The sequence below is a fragment of the Sphingopyxis sp. genome (assembly GCF_965227415.1).
Lineage (GTDB): Bacteria > Pseudomonadota > Alphaproteobacteria > Sphingomonadales > Sphingomonadaceae > Sphingopyxis.
The window spans coordinates 3,220,709-3,236,500 of sequence record NZ_OZ245749.1 but is presented as its reverse complement, the minus strand read 5'-3'; the positions used below and the strand labels follow the sequence as shown (position 1 = coordinate 3,236,500).

General features: G+C 65.4%; 23 protein-coding genes and 1 pseudogene. 20 read left to right on the top strand and 4 right to left on the bottom strand.

All coding sequences use genetic code 11. The annotated features are described in order from the left end of the window. The first annotated feature begins 15 nt into the window (after positions 1-15). From ACO055_RS15735 to ACO055_RS15645, 19 genes and pseudogenes are all read left to right on the top strand, one after another. Positions 16-432, top strand: coding sequence for a DoxX family protein (locus ACO055_RS15735; RefSeq protein WP_422059775.1), 417 nt, complete (start codon positions 16-18; stop codon positions 430-432). Next, positions 429-647, top strand: coding sequence for a DUF4287 domain-containing protein (locus ACO055_RS15730; RefSeq protein WP_422059774.1), 219 nt, complete (start codon positions 429-431; stop codon positions 645-647). The genes ACO055_RS15735 and ACO055_RS15730 overlap by 4 nt, the downstream gene beginning before the upstream one ends. 3 nt (positions 648-650) lie before the next feature. Beyond that, positions 651-1,325: a glutathione S-transferase family protein gene (locus ACO055_RS15725; RefSeq protein ID WP_422059773.1), complete on the top strand. Its 675-nt coding sequence runs from the start codon at positions 651-653 to the stop codon at positions 1,323-1,325. A 34-nt stretch (positions 1,326-1,359) separates the two neighbouring features. Continuing rightward, a pseudogene (locus tag ACO055_RS15720) lies at positions 1,360-1,608 on the top strand (DUF1428 domain-containing protein); the annotation flags it as partial. Positions 1,609-1,725: 117 nt separating this feature from the next. After that, on the top strand, positions 1,726-2,079 hold the full coding sequence (locus tag ACO055_RS15715; RefSeq protein WP_422062486.1) for a DUF1428 domain-containing protein: 354 nt from the start codon (positions 1,726-1,728) through the stop codon (positions 2,077-2,079). A gap of 43 nt (positions 2,080-2,122) precedes the next feature. Beyond that, entirely contained in the window at positions 2,123-2,911 is a 789-nt protein-coding gene (locus ACO055_RS15710; protein WP_422059772.1) for a VOC family protein, read from the top strand. 13 nt (positions 2,912-2,924) lie between these two features. Further along, on the top strand, positions 2,925-3,347 hold the full coding sequence (locus tag ACO055_RS15705) for a VOC family protein (RefSeq protein ID WP_422059771.1): 423 nt from the start codon (positions 2,925-2,927) through the stop codon (positions 3,345-3,347). Then, a complete protein-coding gene (locus tag ACO055_RS15700; protein WP_422059770.1) occupies positions 3,347-3,844 on the top strand; it encodes a VOC family protein in 498 nt (165 codons plus the stop codon). Before ACO055_RS15705 ends, ACO055_RS15700 begins: the two co-directional genes overlap by 1 nt. Further along, the gene (locus ACO055_RS15695; protein ID WP_422059769.1) at positions 3,831-4,283 is read left to right on the top strand and encodes a hypothetical protein; all 453 of its coding nucleotides are present in this window, start codon (positions 3,831-3,833) and stop codon (positions 4,281-4,283) included. Before ACO055_RS15700 ends, ACO055_RS15695 begins: the two co-directional genes overlap by 14 nt. Continuing rightward, positions 4,283-4,936: a glutathione S-transferase family protein gene (locus ACO055_RS15690; RefSeq protein ID WP_422059768.1), complete on the top strand. Its 654-nt coding sequence runs from the start codon at positions 4,283-4,285 to the stop codon at positions 4,934-4,936. The genes ACO055_RS15695 and ACO055_RS15690 overlap by 1 nt, the downstream gene beginning before the upstream one ends. 17 nt (positions 4,937-4,953) lie before the next feature. Continuing rightward, positions 4,954-5,415 carry an SRPBCC domain-containing protein gene (locus tag ACO055_RS15685; RefSeq protein ID WP_422059767.1) on the top strand — a complete coding sequence of 154 codons (462 nt, stop codon included), beginning with the start codon at positions 4,954-4,956 and terminating at the stop codon, positions 5,413-5,415. A 133-nt stretch (positions 5,416-5,548) separates the two neighbouring features. Further along, positions 5,549-6,367 carry an alpha/beta hydrolase gene (locus ACO055_RS15680; protein ID WP_422059766.1) on the top strand — a complete coding sequence of 273 codons (819 nt, stop codon included), beginning with the start codon at positions 5,549-5,551 and terminating at the stop codon, positions 6,365-6,367. 356 nt (positions 6,368-6,723) lie between these two features. Further along, on the top strand, positions 6,724-7,032 hold the full coding sequence (locus tag ACO055_RS15675) for a hypothetical protein (RefSeq protein WP_422059765.1): 309 nt from the start codon (positions 6,724-6,726) through the stop codon (positions 7,030-7,032). A gap of 128 nt (positions 7,033-7,160) precedes the next feature. Continuing rightward, a complete protein-coding gene (rpmH, locus tag ACO055_RS15670; protein WP_058808820.1) occupies positions 7,161-7,295 on the top strand; it encodes a 50S ribosomal protein L34 in 135 nt (44 codons plus the stop codon). A gap of 89 nt (positions 7,296-7,384) precedes the next feature. After that, positions 7,385-7,672 carry a ribonuclease P protein component gene (rnpA, locus tag ACO055_RS15665; RefSeq protein WP_422059764.1) on the top strand — a complete coding sequence of 96 codons (288 nt, stop codon included), beginning with the start codon at positions 7,385-7,387 and terminating at the stop codon, positions 7,670-7,672. Between the two features lie 142 nt (positions 7,673-7,814). Then, complete coding sequence (gene yidD, locus ACO055_RS15660; protein WP_054586362.1) at positions 7,815-8,027, top strand: membrane protein insertion efficiency factor YidD; 213 nt, start codon at positions 7,815-7,817, stop codon at positions 8,025-8,027. A 44-nt stretch (positions 8,028-8,071) separates the two neighbouring features. Then, the gene (gene yidC / locus ACO055_RS15655; protein ID WP_422059763.1) at positions 8,072-9,808 is read left to right on the top strand and encodes a membrane protein insertase YidC; all 1,737 of its coding nucleotides are present in this window, start codon (positions 8,072-8,074) and stop codon (positions 9,806-9,808) included. A gap of 103 nt (positions 9,809-9,911) precedes the next feature. Beyond that, positions 9,912-10,565 (top strand): ribosome biogenesis GTP-binding protein YihA/YsxC, encoded by a 654-nt coding sequence (gene yihA / locus ACO055_RS15650; protein ID WP_422059762.1) that lies wholly within the window; start codon positions 9,912-9,914, stop codon positions 10,563-10,565. A 43-nt stretch (positions 10,566-10,608) separates the two neighbouring features. Then, entirely contained in the window at positions 10,609-11,283 is a 675-nt protein-coding gene (locus ACO055_RS15645) for a glutathione S-transferase family protein (protein WP_422059761.1), read from the top strand. Here ACO055_RS15645 and ACO055_RS15640 read toward each other — a convergent pair. Continuing rightward, the gene (locus tag ACO055_RS15640) at positions 11,280-11,747 is read right to left on the bottom strand and encodes a cupin domain-containing protein (RefSeq protein ID WP_422059760.1); all 468 of its coding nucleotides are present in this window, start codon (positions 11,745-11,747) and stop codon (positions 11,280-11,282) included. The genes ACO055_RS15645 and ACO055_RS15640 overlap by 4 nt on opposite strands. Positions 11,748-11,930: 183 nt before the next feature. On the opposite strand from ACO055_RS15640, the gene dapE reads away from it, so the two are divergent. Further along, entirely contained in the window at positions 11,931-13,064 is a 1,134-nt protein-coding gene (dapE, locus tag ACO055_RS15635; protein ID WP_422059759.1) for a succinyl-diaminopimelate desuccinylase, read from the top strand. On the opposite strand, the gene ACO055_RS15630 is transcribed toward dapE, so the two are convergent. Genes ACO055_RS15630 through ACO055_RS15620 form a run of 3 tightly spaced genes read right to left on the bottom strand, consistent with a single transcriptional unit; the run spans position 13,061 to position 15,651 of the window. After that, positions 13,061-13,639: a Smr/MutS family protein gene (locus ACO055_RS15630; protein WP_422059758.1), complete on the bottom strand. Its 579-nt coding sequence runs from the start codon at positions 13,637-13,639 to the stop codon at positions 13,061-13,063. The two genes, dapE and ACO055_RS15630, sit on opposite strands and share 4 nt — an antisense overlap. Positions 13,640-13,643: 4 nt before the next feature. Further along, complete coding sequence (locus ACO055_RS15625; RefSeq protein ID WP_422059757.1) at positions 13,644-14,975, bottom strand: murein transglycosylase A; 1,332 nt, start codon at positions 14,973-14,975, stop codon at positions 13,644-13,646. 4 nt (positions 14,976-14,979) lie between these two features. Further along, on the bottom strand, positions 14,980-15,651 hold the full coding sequence (locus ACO055_RS15620) for a Tim44/TimA family putative adaptor protein (RefSeq protein ID WP_422059756.1): 672 nt from the start codon (positions 15,649-15,651) through the stop codon (positions 14,980-14,982). Positions 15,652-15,792 lie beyond the last annotated feature (141 nt).

Sequence of the window (15,792 nt, the reverse complement as noted above, 5' to 3'; positions counted from 1 at the left end):
GCGAGGAGGAAGAGGATGACGGATCAGGCAATCCCAAAGGGTCAGTTGAACGCCGGCCGCACCTTGAGCGGGCTTGTGATCCTCTTCCTGCTCTTCGATGCGGGACTCAAGCTGATCGCGCCGCAAATCGCGATCCGATACAGCCCGCCCGGCCTCGGATGGCCGCTCGATGGTCCGACGATGGGCCTGCTCGGCATGCTGCTGCTTGTCCCGACATTGCTCTACATCTGGCCGCGAACCGCCATCCTCGGCGCGATCCTGATCACCGGCTATCTGGGCGGCGCGATCGCCACCCACGTCCGGATCGGCAGCCCGCTGTTCAGCCACAGCCTGTTCGGCGTCTATCTGGGCGTGATGTTGTGGGGCGGGCTGTGGCTTCGCGATCCACGCGTCCGCGCGCTGACCCCCCTCCGGGCCGGAGCGAGCGCATGAGTTTCCAGGCCTATATCGACAATGTCGAGGCAAAGACCGGCCAATCGGCCGACAATCTGAAAGCCATCGCCATCGAAAAGGGGCTAGCCGATGAAAGCGGCCTCGCCCCGGGTGTGAAAGCCACCGCGATCATCGACTGGCTGAAGGCCGACTACGACCTTGGCCACGGCCATGCGATGGCGATCGTCGCCTATATCAAAGGGAAGAGGAGCTAGATCATGCCCGTAAACCCCGACAGCCGCATTGAAGTCACGGCCTTCGACTGGGTCCCCGATTTCGCCCGCGGATATGTCCGCGACCTGCGCCCGCGCTGGGCGTGCGAGGAAATCGGCCTCGACTATGCCGAGCATCTGATCAGCGCGATCAATCGTCCCGCCGACCATTTCCTGTTCCAGCCATGGGGTCAGGTGCCGGTGCTCAACGACGGCGGCATCCGCCTGTTCGAAAGCGGCGCGATCCTGCTTCACCTGGCCGAGAAGGACGCGCGGCTGATGCCGCGTGACCCGCAGCAGCGCGCGAACACGCTCGCATGGCTGTTCGCCGCCTATAACAGCGTCGAGCCGATGCTGTTCGAACTCGGCAATGTCGATCTGTTCGCAAAGGACGAGCCCTGGGCACAGCTTCGCCGCCCGGGCCTGATCGAATTCATCCAGGGCCGCCTTGGCCGGCTGAATGACGCGATCGGCGACAAGGACTATCTTGCGGGCGAATTCACCGTCGCCGACATCGCGATGGCGACCGTGCTGCGCGAGGCGGTCGAAGCCGGGCTGGTCGCCGAACAGCCGCGGCTCCAGGCCTATCTCGACCGCTGCCTCGCGCGTCCGGCCTTCCAGCGCGCGCTGGCGGCACAACTCGACGCCTTCAGCGAAGAAGCGGGACCGCCCGCCACCTGAATCCCCCGAACTCCAAACCCCCGAGGAGAGAGACATGACCTATATAGAAGGATTCGTCCTTGCGGTGCCCACCGCGAACAAGGAGGCCTATCGCAAACAGGCCGCCGACGCGGCGCCGCTGTTCAAGGAATATGGCGCGACGCGCTATATCGAATGCTGGGGCGACGATGTCCCCGACGGCAAGGTGAATGATTTCAAGGGTGCCGTGCAGGCAAAGCCCGACGAGACCGTCGTTTTCAGCTGGTTCGAATATCCCGACCGCGCCACCCGCGATGCCGCGAACGCGAAAATGATCGCCGATCCGCGCATGGAAGCGATCGGCGCGACCATGCCGTTCGACGGCCAGCGGATGATTTTCGCGGGCTTCGACGCGATCGTCGATGATCGCGGCGAGGGCAGCCTGGGCTATGCCGACGGCTTCCTCGTTCCCGTCCCCGACGGCAACAAGGAGGCCTATCGTGCGATGGCGCAAAAGGCGTCGGCGGTCTTCATCGAGCATGGCGCGACGCGCGTCGTCGAAGCGTGGGGCGACGACGTCCCCGACGGCAAGGTGACCGACTATGCCCGGGCCGCGCACAAGCAGGATGGCGAGACCGTCGTCTACAGCTGGATCGAATGGCCGAGCAAGGACGCGCGCGTCGCCGGCTGGGAAAGCGTGATGGCCGACGAGCGGATGAAGCATGATCCCGCGGATCAGACGTTCGACGGCAAACGCATGATCTACGGCGGCTTTGCGCCGATCCTGGAAGCCTGACCGTCGGCCGCGCGCGGCTCGACCGAATGAGAGGAGAGACAAGATGACCGAAGCATCCAACTTTATCTGGTACGAACTGATGACCCCCGATCCGGCGGGCGCGGCGCGCTTCTATGGCGCGGTCGTCGGCTGGACGATCGCGACCGACCGCGATCCGGCCGCGGGCGACATGGACTATCGCATGATCGGGCGCAGCGACGGCGGCAATGCCGGCGGAGTGCTCGCGCTCAACGCCGACATGCTCGCCGGCGGGGCGCGGCCCTTCTGGATCGGATATCTCCATGTTGCCGACGTCGATGCCGCGATCAAGGCGATCGAGGCCGACGGAGGCAGCGTCCAGATGCCGGCAATGGATATCCCCGTCGGCCGCATCGCGATGGTCACCGACCCGCAGGGCGCGCCCTTCTACATCATGGACCCCGTCCCGCCCGAGGGCGGCGGCGAAAGCGACGTCTTTTCGGTTACCGAAGCGCAGCGCATCCGCTGGAACGAACTGTCGACGAGCGACCCTGACGCCGCGATCGCTTTCTACACCGGGCATTTCGGCTGGGGCCAGGAAGGCGAGATGGATATGGGCGAGATGGGCGCCTACCGCTTCATCCAGCGCGGCGACATCGGCCTCGGCGCGGTGATGCCGCTGATGCCCGGCATGCCGGCATCGATGTGGAGTTTCTATATCGGCGTCGATGATATCGACCGCGCTTATGCGGCGGTGACCGCGAACGGCGGCAAGATCATCACCGAGCCGATGGAAATCCCCGGCGGCGAGTTCGCGATGAACGGCATCGACCCGCAGGGCGCCTCCTTCGGCCTCGTCGGCCCCAGGAAATGAAGGGAGAGAGACGATGGATACGCCCGCAAATACAGCGCCGACCGGCGGCCTGACCCCGCACATCGCGATTCCCGACAAACGCGGCAGCGAAGCGATCGACTTCTACAAGAAGGCGTTCGGCGCGACCGAAGTGGTCCGCGTTCCGGCACAGGATGGCGTGCGTTTCATGCATGCGCATGTCCGCATCAATGGCGCGTCCTTGATGATGCACGACGACTTCCCCGAATATACGGGCAGCGCGATGAGCGCACCGACCGGCACGACGCTGCACCTGCACGTCGACGACACCGACGCCTGGTACGGCCGGGCGATCGCGGCGGGCGCCTCGTCGACGCTCGAACCGCACGATGCCTTCTGGGGGGACCGCTATGCCCAGGTGAAAGATCCGTTCGGCCATCTCTGGTCGATCGGCGGGCCGATCAAAGGAGAGAAATGATGTCGAACAAAGCCATTCTGTGCCTCTGGTACGACAAGGACGCCGAAGAGGCGGCGAACTTCTATGCCGCGACCTTCCCCGACAGCAAGGTCGGTGGCATCCACCGCGCCCCCGGCGACAATCCGAGCGGCAAGCAAGGCGATGTGCTGACCGTCGACTTCACCGTGCTCGGTTTCCCGTGCATCGGCCTCAACGGCGGCTCGACCTTCCAGCATAGCGAGGCCTTTTCCTTCCAGGTTTCGACAGAGACGCAGGAGGAGACCGACCGGCTGTGGAACGCGATCGTCGGCAATGGCGGACAGGAAAGCATGTGCGGCTGGTGCAAGGACAAATGGGGCATCTCGTGGCAGATCACCCCGCGCGTGCTGACCGACGTGATGACGAGCGGCGACCAGGCGAGCGCCAAGCGCGCGTTCGAGGCGATGATGACGATGAGGAAGATCGACGTCGCCGCGATCGAAGCCGCGATCAGGGGCGAAGAAGTTGGCGCGGCGTAGCCCCGCACTGTTCGCCTGGCTGCTCTGCGGCACCCTCGACATCGTCTATGCGGCGGTGTCGAGCGTGGTGCAGGGCCGCACCGTCTCGAGCATGCTGCACGCCGTCGCCAGCGGACCGTTCGGCGACGGCGCCCGCGAATGGGGCCTCGTTGGCGACATCGCCGGGCTTGCGACGCATTATGCGATCATGGGCGCGATGGTCGCGTTCTGGTTCGCTGCGGTGCGGCAACTGCCTGCCCTCGCCCGGCAACCTTGGTGGCTGACCGGAACCATCTATGGCTTCGGCCTTTATCTGGTGATGAACGCGATCGTGCTGCCGCTCCGCTTTGGCGCGCCCTTCCCGCCGACGGACCTCGTCAAGGGTGCGGTCGCGCTGTTTCCGCATATCTTTTTCATCGGCTGGCCGCTCGCGTGGCTGACCCGCAAGGAAGCGCTTTGATGATGATTTTCTATGGCCATCCCTTCTCGTCCTACAGCTGGAAGGCGCAGATAGCGCTCTATGAAAAGGGCATCGATTTCGAGTATCGCAACGTCGATCCCGAATTTCCGGAGCATGGTCCGGAACTGCGCGCGCATTGGGCGCTCGGCAAATTTCCGCTGATCGTCCACGACGGCACGCCCTATTTCGAAGCATCGATCATCATCGAATATCTCGACCATCTCGTCCCCGAACCGCGGCTGATCCCCCAGGATTTCGACGCCGCGCTGAAGGTCCGGCTGTTCGACCGCATCTTCGACAATCATGTGATGGGGCAGATGCAGGAGGTCGTGAACGACGCGATCCGGGGTCCGGACGGCCATATGCAGTCGATCGTCGATGGGGCGAAGGCGAAACTCGACATCATCTACGCCTGGCTCGACAAGGAACTCGCGGGCGGCGGCTGGGCGACGCCCCATGGCTTCACGCTGGCCGATTGCGCCGCGGCGCCATCGCTCTTCTATGCCGACTGGGTACATCCGATTCCCGAGGCATATGAAAATCTGCGCGCCTATCGCGCCCGCCTGCTGGCGCATCCCTCGGTCGCGCGCGCGGTCGATGGCGGCCGCCCCTATCGCCATTATTTCCCGCTCGGCGCCCCCGATCGCGACTGAACCATCCGGAGAGACCCATGACCGAACCCCGCGAACTGTCCGTCACCATCTATATCGATGCGACCCCCGCAAAAGTGTGGGACGTGATGACGAACCGCATCACCGAATGGTGGTGCCCGAAACCCTGGACGACCCAGATCGTCGAGCAGGACTGGCGCAGCGGCGGCCGCTGCGCGATGACGATGCACGGCCCCGACGGCGAAGCCCATCCCAGCGACGGTATCTTTCTCGAGGTCGTTCCCGGCGTGCGCTATGTCACGAGCGACGCCGTGACGATCGGCGCCGACGGCCGGATGGCGCCGGCGACGCCCTTCATGATCGGCGGCTGGGAAATCGCGCCCGAGGGCGACGGCACACGCTACACCGGCTGGGCGCGCCACTGGACCGACGAAGCGCTGAAACAACATGAGGACATGGGCTTCACCGCTGGCTGGGGCGCGGTTGCCGAACAATTGAAGGCGCTTTGCGAAGAAGGCTGAACGCACGGTCCCGTCATCCCGGCGAAGCCCGGATGACGAATAGCGAAGCGAAACCCGTCCCGAAATGCGGTTAACAGCGCGCTGACCCTGCCGCTTTGCCATTTGGTCATAGCGCACGCGCGAAGGCGGACCCATGGTTTCGCCGACTGCCTTCGTCCGCACCCTGATCGTCGCCGCGCTCGCGGCGATACTGGCGTTCGCGCCCGCGCAGGCGCAGCAGCAGGTCACCGTCACCACGACGACGGTGACCTGGACCTATGACGATGTCGATCAAGCCGGCGGCAGCGACTATATCGACGAGAATGCAGCGCTTCTCGACGACGAAGGTCTCGCTGGCGACGAGAGCCTGGCCGGTGACGAGCGCCTGGCCGACGATGCCAGCCTGGGCGCAACGCGCCGCTATGCGCCGTCGGGCACGCTCGCGACCCTTGGCCGCGCCAAGGCGCATTTCGGCCCCTTCGCGGTGGTCGACGACACGACGATCCGCATGTCGGGCGACGTCACCTCGGCCACGCCGCGCCAGTTCGCCGCGATGCTCGCGGCCTATCCGACGCTGAGGCGCCTCGAAATGGTCGACTGCCCCGGCAGTCTCGACGAGGAAGCCAATCTGATTCTGGCCCGCGCGATTCGCCGGGCAGGCCTGGAAACCGTCGTCCCGAGCGGCGGCTCGGTGCGGTCGGGTGCGGTCGAGCTCTGGCTCGCCGGTAACACCCGCCGCGCCGCTTCCGACGCCGAATTCGGCGTCCATAGCTGGGCCGACGACACCGGCCGCGAAGCGAACGACTATCCCGCGAACGATCCGGTGCATGCCGAATATTTGAGCTATTATCGCGAGATGGGCATGGACGCTGCCAAGGCACGCGCTTTCTATGCGCTGACCAACAGCACCCCGTTCGACGACGTCCGCTATCTGACGCGCGACGATATGGCGCGCTTCGTCACCCTCAACTGACAATCCGTTCGTCCTGCTGACCATGTGTCGGCATCCATTGCCTGACCCCCACGCTACGCCGCGCCGAACGAAACCGCGGGCGATGGACCCTGAAACACGTCCGGATATATTCCATTGGAGCCAGTATGTGCTCCCCCGCGAAGGCGGGGGTCCAGCTTCGACGCGAAGCGTCGAAGGGCGCGCTGCGGCGCGTCTTTCCTTGTCGCTAGGTCCCCGCCTTCGCGGGGGAGCACCTCTTTCTTGTCCCCGTGGGATCATCGCCAAACACGTTCGGGGTGACGAGAAATGAGAAGCGCGCGTCCGATATCCGCCGTACTAGCCTTGTAACACGCCGCCCCCTCCCCACATCGTCTTCCATGGCAAGGCGCAGCCTCTATCAGCGATTGCGACGGAACGCGCAGGTACGGCTCGCGCTGTTCGTCCTTGGCGTGCTGCTGATCGTCGCGTCGCCGATCGTCGGCGTGCTGCCCGGCCCCGGCTTCATCATCCTCTTCCCTGTCGGACTGATGCTCTGCCTTCAGAACAGCGCCTGGGCGAAACGCCGCTATGTCCGCTTCAAGCGGCAGCATCCGCGCTATGGCGAGCGCGCCGACCGGATCATGCGGCGCGTCAGCGCCTCGCGCCGCCGCGCCCGTGCCGCACTGGAAACGCTCGATGGCGAATGATCGCGGAACCTGGTCGGAGACGATTGACTTTCCGCCGACTCTCGCTTATCCGCGCCTCCATCAGTGGCCGCCCACGTTTGGCGGCCCTTTTCTGTTAGAGCCTTTGAAGAGAATTTGGGGATACCGCGATGAAGCGTACCTTTCAACCGAGCCGCCTCGTGCGCAAGCGTCGCCATGGTTTCCGCGCCCGCAAGGCGACCGTCGGCGGCCGCAAGGTTCTCGCCAACCGCCGTGCCCAGGGCCGCAAGAAGCTGTCGGCCTGACCGCTGACGCTTCGCTGCCAGCCCCGCTGGTGCGAACGCTTTCAAAACGCAGCGAATTTCTGGCCGCCAACCGCGGCCTTCGCTTTCCCATGCCTGGCTTCGTCCTGCTCGTCCGCCCGCGCGGTGACGGCGACGATGTTCGGGGCATCGGCTATACCGTCAGCAAGAAGGTCGGCAATTCGGTCACCCGCAACCGCATGAAGCGGCGGCTGCGCGAACTGGCGCGCGCCGCGCTCCCCGATTCGGGAATTGCCGGTGCCGACCATGTGCTGATCGGCCGACCGGGCGGCAACGACATCGTCTTTGCGGAGCTTGGCGACCATCTCGATTCGGCGCTGAAACGCGCGGCGAAAAAGCTGGCGGCAAAGGCGCCGTGACCATGGCCCCTCTCTCCCATCGTCACCCCCGAGTTGATCCGGGGTCCATCGCTGCCGGCGCTGCAGGGACCCCGGATCAAGTCGGGGGTGACGCAATGGGGGCAATCGCGCGTGAAGTTACGCAGTTTTCGGCGCTTTCGGCATGATCGCCCGCCTGCTCATCCTGATCGCGCGCGGCTGGCAACTCGGCCCGTCGCGCATCCTGCCGCCGACGTGCCGCTATGCCCCGTCGTGCAGCGAATATGCGATCGTCGCGCTGAAACGCCATGGTGCGATCAAGGGTGGCTGGCTGGCGACAAAGCGGCTATTGCGCTGCCATCCTTGGGGCGGTCACGGCTATGACCCCGTACCTTAGTGCGGCCTATCCCGACATTTTGACACGAAGAGAGACCAACGAGCGTGGACGACAAGCGTAACTGGATCACGGCAATCTTGCTGTCGGCTGCCATCCTCCTGGGCTGGAACTTCGTTTCCCAGAAATTCTTCCCGACGCCAAAGAAGCCCGACGTCACGACGACGGTTGCGGGCGCGCCCTCGGCCACGCCTGCGGGAACCGCCCCGTCGGGCATCCCGGCCGCGCCGGGCGCGACGGCACCGGCCGGGCAGACGATCCTGCCGGTGGAAGCCGCGCTGGCCTCGGGCAGCCGGGTCGCGATCGAAACCCCCGCGCTCTCGGGCTCGATCAATCTCGTCGGCGCGCGCATCGACGACATCACGCTCACCAAATATCGCCAGACGATCAAGAAGAACGCACCCCCCGTCCGCCTGTTCGCGCCGGGCAACACCAAGGCCGCCTATTTCGCGAGCGTCGGCTGGGCGGCACAGGGCTTCGAGGCTCCGGGTCCGAACACGGTCTGGACCGCAACGGGCACCAGGCTCACGCCGACGACGCCGGTGGTGCTCAGCTGGGCGAACGCGACGGGGCAGAGCTTTCGCATCGAATATAGCATCGATGCCCATTATCTGATCACGGCGAAACAGACGATCACCAACGCCGGCACCGCGCCCGTCAATGCGAGCAGCTTTGCGCTGATCGATCGCCTCGGCAAGCCGACCGATCCGCACGAGCAGACCAGCTGGACGAACCACATCGGCCCGACCGGCATGGTGGACGGCAAGTCCGAGTTCGGCGTCGACTACAAGAATCTCGATAACGGCGAGACGTTCAAATATGGCTCGGCCGGCTGGCTGGGCTTCACCGACAAATATTGGCTCGCGGCGATCATCCCGGCAAAGGGCGAGCGCGTCACCGCCTCGATCACCGCGCCTGCCGCCGACAAATATCAGACGCTCTTCGCGCGTCCCTATACGGCGGTCGCGCCCGGCAAGCAGATCACGACGAACAGCCGCATCTTCGCCGGTGCCAAGGAAGTCAGCATCCTGTCGGACTATCAGGACAATCTGGGCATTCCGCGCCTTTCGAACGCAATCGACTGGGGCTGGTTCGAATTTTTCGAAAAACCGATCTTCAAGCTGCTCGACTGGCTGTTCAACCAGGTCGGCAATTTCGGCGTCGCGATCATGCTGCTTACCGTGATCATCCGCGCGCTGATGTTCCCGATCGCCAACCGTCAGTTTCATTCGATGGCGCAGATGCGCCTCGTCCAGCCCAAGATGAAGGCGCTGCAGGAACGCTACAAGGACGACAAGCCGCGCCAGCAGCAGGAGCTGATGAAGCTTTATAAGGACGAGAAGATCAATCCGCTCGCGGGCTGCCTGCCGATCGTGATCCAGATCCCGATCTTCTATGCGCTCTACAAGGTGCTGATGCTGACGATCGAAATGCGCCACCAGCCCTTTGCGCTGTGGATCAGGGATTTGTCGGCACCCGATCCGCTGCACTTCCTGAACCTGTTCGGCCTGCTGAACTTCACGCCGCCGTCGCTGCTCGCCATCGGGCCGCTCGCGCTGGTCCTGGGCATCACCATGTTCCTGCAATTCCGCCTGAACCCGCAAGCGACCGATCCGGTCCAGCAGCAGGTGTTCAAGATCATGCCGTGGATGTTCATGTTCATCATGGCGCCCTTCGCGGCGGGCCTGCTGCTCTACTGGATCACGAACAACTGCCTGTCGATCGCGCAGCAGCAGTTCATGTATCGCAAGTTCCCGCAGCTTCGCGCCGCGCCGACGAAATAGACCGCCCTCCTTGGTGTGTCTCCGCGAAGGCGGGGACCCATCTCGACGGGTCCGGAATTAGACAATAGGAGATGGACCCCCGCCTTCGCGGGGGAACACGGCCATGACCGATACTGACCACGAAACCGACCCCACCCTGTCCGAACGCGCGCGCAAGCTGTTTTCGGGGCCGATCGCCTTTCTGAAATCGGCGCCCGCGCTCCAGCATCTGCCGCCGCCAAGCATGCCCGAGATCGCATTTGCGGGGCGCTCGAACGTCGGCAAATCGTCGCTGCTCAATGCGCTGACGAATCGCAACGGGCTCGCGCGCACCTCGGTGACGCCGGGGCGGACGCAGGAGCTCAACTATTTCGACGTCGGCGAACCGCTCAACTTCCGGCTCGTCGACATGCCGGGTTATGGCTTTGCCAAGGCGCCGAAGGATGTGGTCAAGAAATGGCGCTTTCTGATCAATGATTATCTTCGCGGCCGCGCGGTGCTCAAGCGCACGCTGGTGCTGATCGACAGCCGCCACGGGATCAAGGATGTCGACCGCGAATTCCTCGAGATGCTCGACGTCGCCGCGGTCAGCTATCGCATCGTCCTGACCAAGGCCGATAAGATCAAGGCGACCGAGCTCGAAGCGGTCCAGGCCGCGACCGAGGCCGAAGCCCGCAAGCACCCCGCCGCGCACCCGCAGGTGATCGCGACGAGCAGCGAAAAGGGCCTCGGCATCGCCGAACTGCGCGCCGCGGTGCTGGAGGCGGTCGAGAGTTGACCTTTGCCGTCCTGCCCGTGAAAGTCGGGGTCAGGGAGACACCATGAAACTGTTCATCGGCAACAAGGCCTATTCCAGCTGGAGCCTGCGCGGCTGGCTCGCGACCAAGCATAGCGGCCTTCCCTTCGAGGAAGTCACCGTCCCGCTCTATGACGAAGACTGGTCGAACCGGCGCGAAGGCGACGAGTTCGCACCGTCGGGGGGCAAGGTACCGATCCTGTGGGACGGCGAGGATATCGTCGTCTGGGACAGTCTGGCGATCATCGACTATCTCAACGAAAAGACCGGCGGGACGAAGGGCTATTGGCCAGAGGATATGGCGGCGCGTGCGATGGCGCGGTCGATGGCCGCCGAAATGCATTCCAGCTTCGCGGCGCTCCGCCGCAACCACAGCATGAACATCCGCCGTATCTATCCGGCCGCCGAACTGCTCCCCGAAGTGCAGGCCGACGTCGTGCGTATCGTCCAGATCTGGGCCGAGGCGCGCGCGCGCTTTGGCGGTGAAGGCGATTTTCTCTTTGGCGAATGGTCGGCGGTCGACATGATGTTTGCGCCCGTCGTCACCCGCTTCGTCACCTACTCGATCCCGCTGCCGCGCTTCGCCGTCCCCTATTGCCAGGCGGTGATCAGCCATCCGTGCATGCAGGAATGGATCGGCGGCGCGCAGGCCGAGGATTGGATCATCGAGAAATTCGAGGGCGCGGCGCAGGACGGCTAAGGAATCCGCTGCGTCGGATAGGGCGTGCCGTCCTTGTGGAAATAGCCGTCGGGCGTGAACAGCATGTCGATGTCCGAATACCCGCCGCCGGTATCATGTTTCTTGCCCCCGCCGAGCGCGACAAAGACGCAGTCGGCATCCGATTCATTGACCAGGTGATGGCCGTTGGTGCTGCCCTTTGGCCACACCGCAAGGTCGCCCGGCCGCATCGGCCAGCGGCCGTCATCTTCGACGAGCGTCGCTTCGCCCGAAATCATCACCAGCATTTCGTCCTCGCCGTCGTGCCAATGGCGCTGCGACGACATCGCGCCGGGCCGGAGCACGACATGGCTTGCCGCGAAGTCGCTGATGCCGGTGGGCGGCGCGAGGCGTCGATACCAGCGGCCCTGCACGGGGGCGTCATAGGGCGGTGGATAGCCGGTGGCATTTGTCTGCGGGATGGTGTCGAGATCGAGCTTCGGCATAGTGACGTCTCCCTTCCCTCTTGTGCCGTTCGCGTCGGGCCCTTCGACGCCACCTGCGACGGCGCTCTGGATAAACTTCGGCTTCGCCGAAGTCGAGATGCCCGTCGGTGAAGCGCCAGGGGCAGGCCCCCAGGACGATTGGTGTCTCGACTTCGCTCGACACGAACGGATAAAGGGGAAGCCATGACCCACAGCATCGACCCCGTCGAACTCACCCAGGCGCTGATCGCCGCGCCGAGCATCTCGCCCGCCACCGGCAGCGTGTTCGACGTGCTGGAAACGGCGCTGACCCCGCTCGGTTTCACCGTCGAGCGCTTCATCGACGGGATCGAGCCCGATGGCCCGGTCGAAAACCTGCTCGCCGTCCGCAAGGGTAAAGGACCCCGGCATTTCGGTTTCGCCGGCCATCTCGACGTCGTGCCACCGGGCGTCGGCTGGACGAGCGACGCCTTTGCTCCCCAGATTCGCGGCGACTTGCTCTATGGCCGCGGCGCGGTCGACATGAAGGGAGCGATCGCTTCGTTCATCGCCGCTGCCGCCGCGACGCCCCCCGAAGCGGGAACGATCAGCCTGATCATCACCGGCGACGAGGAAGGCCCCGCAATCTTCGGCACCCGCGCGCTGATGGAGCATATGGAAGGCCGCGGCATTCGCCCCGACATGATCGTCGTCGGCGAGCCGACGTCGGTGAACCAGCTTGGCGACATGGTGAAGATCGGACGGCGCGGCTCGGTCAATATCTGGATCGACGTTCCCGGGACGCAAGGCCATGTCGCCTACCCGCACCTCGCCGATAATCCGATTCCCAAGCTGGTGAAGATATTGGCGGCGATCGACGCCGTCGACCTCGATGCCGGGACCGACTGGTTCCAGCCGTCGAACATCGAGTTCACCGATATCGAGGTCGGCAACGGCGCGACCAATGTCATCCCCGCCTCGGCGCGCGCGCGGCTGTCGATCCGCTTCAACGACCGGCACCGCGGCGCGGACCTGGTCGCGATGATCGAGCGGCTCGCGCACGATGTCGAACCGCGCGCAAAGGTGCTGGGCAAGATTTCGGGCGAGGCCTTTCTGACCCCGCCGGGCGACCTGTCGGGACTGGTCGCCGAGGCGATCCACGCCGAGACCGATCTTCAGCCCGAAATGTCGACGACGGGCGGGACATCGGACGCCCGCTTCCTGCACGCGCTTTGTCCCGTGGTCGAATTCGGCCTCATCAACGCGACGATGCACAAGCTCGACGAAGCGGTGGCGGTCGACGATCTGCACAAGCTCGCCGCCATCTATCGCGGCATCTTGGTGCGCGCCTTCCTCTAATCGTCGCGCGCGCGCCGCAGGATCACATAAACCGCACCGCCACCGCCGTGGCTGATATGTGCGGGGCGCAGCGCGACGATCTGATCGGCATGAGCAGACACTGAAAGCCAGTCGGGCAGCGAGGCGCGGATCGCGCCGCGCGGGCGCGGATCGCCGTGCATCAACGGCAGCCTGTCCGCCCCCGGACGCAGCCGCCCCGCGACGACGAGCAGCACGCGGGCGCCGCGCAGCAGCGCGCGGCCGATCGCATCGTCGAGCAAAGCCTGCGCCGAGACGAGGCTATGGCCATGCAGGTCGATGCTCATGTCCGGACGGACCAGGCCTTTGCGCAGCCGCCGGTCCCAATGGCCATCGAGCGTCGATGTCGCCCAGGTCCGGCGCGGCGGCGGGAGCGAGGCCGGAGCGCGCGACGCCGCCGTCGCCGGCGCCGCGACGCTGCGCGGTGACGCCTTGGGCGGCTTGATGGTTGGTGGTGCCTGGGGTTCGAGCGGCGCTGGCCGTTTGGCGATCGGTTCGACGGTCGCTGCTACCTTCTTCCAGAGCGCCGTTTCGTCGGGGGCGAGCCGCCGTCCCATCGCGTCAGGGACGCGGCGCGAGCCGCGCGACGCTGGCGCGCGGGAGCAGGATCAGCGCCGATCCGCGCGCCGCCATCCCGCCCGCGATCGCGCGCGCGCCGGTGCCGGCACCCCAGAAGCTGTCGAAGCGGTTCGCACCCTTGATCGCCCCGCCGGTATCTTGCGCCACCCACAGCCCATTGGGTTCGGCGCGGTCGAGCGACAGGAATACCGGCGCGCCGAGCGGCACATATTTGGGATCGGCGGCAACGCTCGACCGGCCGGTGACCGGGACGCCCAGCGCTCCCAGCGGCCCGGCACCGGTCAGCTCGCGGAAGAAGACCCAGCTGGGGTTTTCGTTCATCACCGCGGCGCCGCGCACGGGGTCGGCGCGGAGGTAATCGAGGATGCCCTGCATCGACGCCTGGCCGCGCTGAAGCTCGCCGCGGTCGAGCAGCAGCTTGCCGATGCCGACATAGTCGCGGCCGTTCTGGCTGTCATAGCCGATTCGCATGATCCCGCCGTCGGGCAGGCGCAGGCGGCCCGAACCCTGCACCTGCAGGAAGAAGAATTCGGCGGCGTCGGCTGCCCAGGCGATCTCGAGCCCGCGGTTCGCGAGCGCGCCGCGCTCGATCGCCCCGCGGTCGTGATAGGGCACGAAATTGCTGCCATCGACGCGGCCGCGGATTTTCTTGCCCTTCAGCTCGGTCGAAAAGAGGCCGAGGTCGACGTCGACCAGATCCGCAGGGCGACGATAGATCGGAACGTCATAACCGGGTCGCTGCGTGCGCGACGCCGCGATCTCGGGCTCATAATAGCCGGTGACGAAAGCGCTGCCCGCGCCGATCTGGACGGTCCCGAAAAAGCGACTGAAGAAATTGGTCGCATCGCGGTCTGCCCAGTCCTTCGCTGCGTTGCAGCTTTCGGCCCATTCGGCATTTTGCGTCAGCCCGCTCGCGTCGGCGCGGCGGAGCAGCGACGGGCAGCTGAGCCGGAACGCCTTGAGCGCCGCGGTTGCCTGATCGGCCAGGACGCCGAGCTCGTTATATTCGGGCCCCGCGACGATACCGGCCTCGGCCGCGGTGGTCGCAGTGGCCGGAACGGGCGGCGCCGGAAGCGGCGAATTGGGCGTCGCCGGAATCGGCGTCGCTGCGACCACGCTTCCCGATTCGGACGGGCGCGGTGTGTAGGGCCGCGGCGCACCGATGGGCGCTGGCGACGGAGCGGGAGCGGGGAAACTGGCCGCGGGCCGCGGGCCCCCGGCTTCAGGGATCACCGACGAACAGGATGCAAGCAAAGGCCCAACCGCAAGAAGCGCGAATCCCAGCGCGCGTGCGCGCGGCCCGCCCCGCCGCATGGGTTCAGGCAGCTTCGGCTTCGTCGAGCAACCAGTTTGGATCGCTGCTTCCGACCTGGCGGCGGAAGGTCCAGTGATCGTCGGTCTGCGACGCATCGCTCATCGATCCGGCGATCAGCTTGCCGTCGGCATCGCGGGTGATGGCGCTGATATCGGCGCGATACCGAACGGTGATACGCGCTTCGCTGCGGCTCAGCTCGACCGCAGTGATCTTGGCCGAATCGATACCGATCAGCCGGTTTTCCAGCGTCTCGCCGCGCGCCGCGCGCGCATCCATCGCTTCGACGAAGCCTTCATAGCTGTCGTCGTCGCAAAGGTCGCGAAGCGTATCGCGGTCGCCCGACCAGAAAGCCTCCAGAATCATGCGGTACGCCGCCTCGGCGCCTTCCATGAAGCGACCGGCGTCGAATTGACGGTCGGTCGCGAGCAACTGGCGAAGCCCGATTTCGGCGGCAGGCTCATAGACAAGCCCCGCACCGCTCGGCACCGTCGATTGCGGCGCGGAAATCGTCTCGGTCTCGTCAAGGCGAACCGGAGCGGGCGAAGCCGGGCGGTCGTCGCGGCGCGGCAGGACGGGCTCCTGTTCATGCCCGGTCCGCTTGCCGAGCACCGAATAGAGCCGCATGCCGAGAAACGCGGCAATCATGGCGAGCAGTACGATCGAGAAAGCGGTCACAGGCAGTTTTCCATTGCGGGCAATGATGAAGCGTCAACCCTAACATAGGGTATAGGCGGTCGCGATTCAAACTATCATGGCGCCGCGAGCGCAGCAGGTCAACGATTCGCGCCCCCGGCCGTTCCATCGGCACCGGCCATT

Coding starts and splice junctions, on each gene's coding strand:
- ACO055_RS15735 (WP_422059775.1), top strand. CDS start 16: ATGACGGATCAGGCAATCCCAAAGGGTCAGTTGAACGCCGGCCGCACC.
- ACO055_RS15730 (WP_422059774.1), top strand. CDS start 429: ATGAGTTTCCAGGCCTATATCGACAATGTCGAGGCAAAGACCGGCCAA.
- ACO055_RS15725 (WP_422059773.1), top strand. CDS start 651: ATGCCCGTAAACCCCGACAGCCGCATTGAAGTCACGGCCTTCGACTGG.
- ACO055_RS15710 (WP_422059772.1), top strand. CDS start 2,123: ATGACCGAAGCATCCAACTTTATCTGGTACGAACTGATGACCCCCGAT.
- ACO055_RS15705 (WP_422059771.1), top strand. CDS start 2,925: ATGGATACGCCCGCAAATACAGCGCCGACCGGCGGCCTGACCCCGCAC.
- ACO055_RS15700 (WP_422059770.1), top strand. CDS start 3,347: ATGTCGAACAAAGCCATTCTGTGCCTCTGGTACGACAAGGACGCCGAA.
- ACO055_RS15690 (WP_422059768.1), top strand. CDS start 4,283: ATGATGATTTTCTATGGCCATCCCTTCTCGTCCTACAGCTGGAAGGCG.
- ACO055_RS15685 (WP_422059767.1), top strand. CDS start 4,954: ATGACCGAACCCCGCGAACTGTCCGTCACCATCTATATCGATGCGACC.
- ACO055_RS15680 (WP_422059766.1), top strand. CDS start 5,549: ATGGTTTCGCCGACTGCCTTCGTCCGCACCCTGATCGTCGCCGCGCTC.
- ACO055_RS15675 (WP_422059765.1), top strand. CDS start 6,724: ATGGCAAGGCGCAGCCTCTATCAGCGATTGCGACGGAACGCGCAGGTA.
- rpmH (WP_058808820.1), top strand. CDS start 7,161: ATGAAGCGTACCTTTCAACCGAGCCGCCTCGTGCGCAAGCGTCGCCAT.
- rnpA (WP_422059764.1), top strand. CDS start 7,385: ATGCCTGGCTTCGTCCTGCTCGTCCGCCCGCGCGGTGACGGCGACGAT.
- yidD (WP_054586362.1), top strand. CDS start 7,815: ATGATCGCCCGCCTGCTCATCCTGATCGCGCGCGGCTGGCAACTCGGC.
- yihA (WP_422059762.1), top strand. CDS start 9,912: ATGACCGATACTGACCACGAAACCGACCCCACCCTGTCCGAACGCGCG.
- ACO055_RS15645 (WP_422059761.1), top strand. CDS start 10,609: ATGAAACTGTTCATCGGCAACAAGGCCTATTCCAGCTGGAGCCTGCGC.
- ACO055_RS15640 (WP_422059760.1), bottom strand. CDS start 11,747: ATGCCGAAGCTCGATCTCGACACCATCCCGCAGACAAATGCCACCGGC.
- dapE (WP_422059759.1), top strand. CDS start 11,931: ATGACCCACAGCATCGACCCCGTCGAACTCACCCAGGCGCTGATCGCC.
- ACO055_RS15630 (WP_422059758.1), bottom strand. CDS start 13,639: ATGGGACGGCGGCTCGCCCCCGACGAAACGGCGCTCTGGAAGAAGGTA.
- ACO055_RS15625 (WP_422059757.1), bottom strand. CDS start 14,975: ATGCGGCGGGGCGGGCCGCGCGCACGCGCGCTGGGATTCGCGCTTCTT.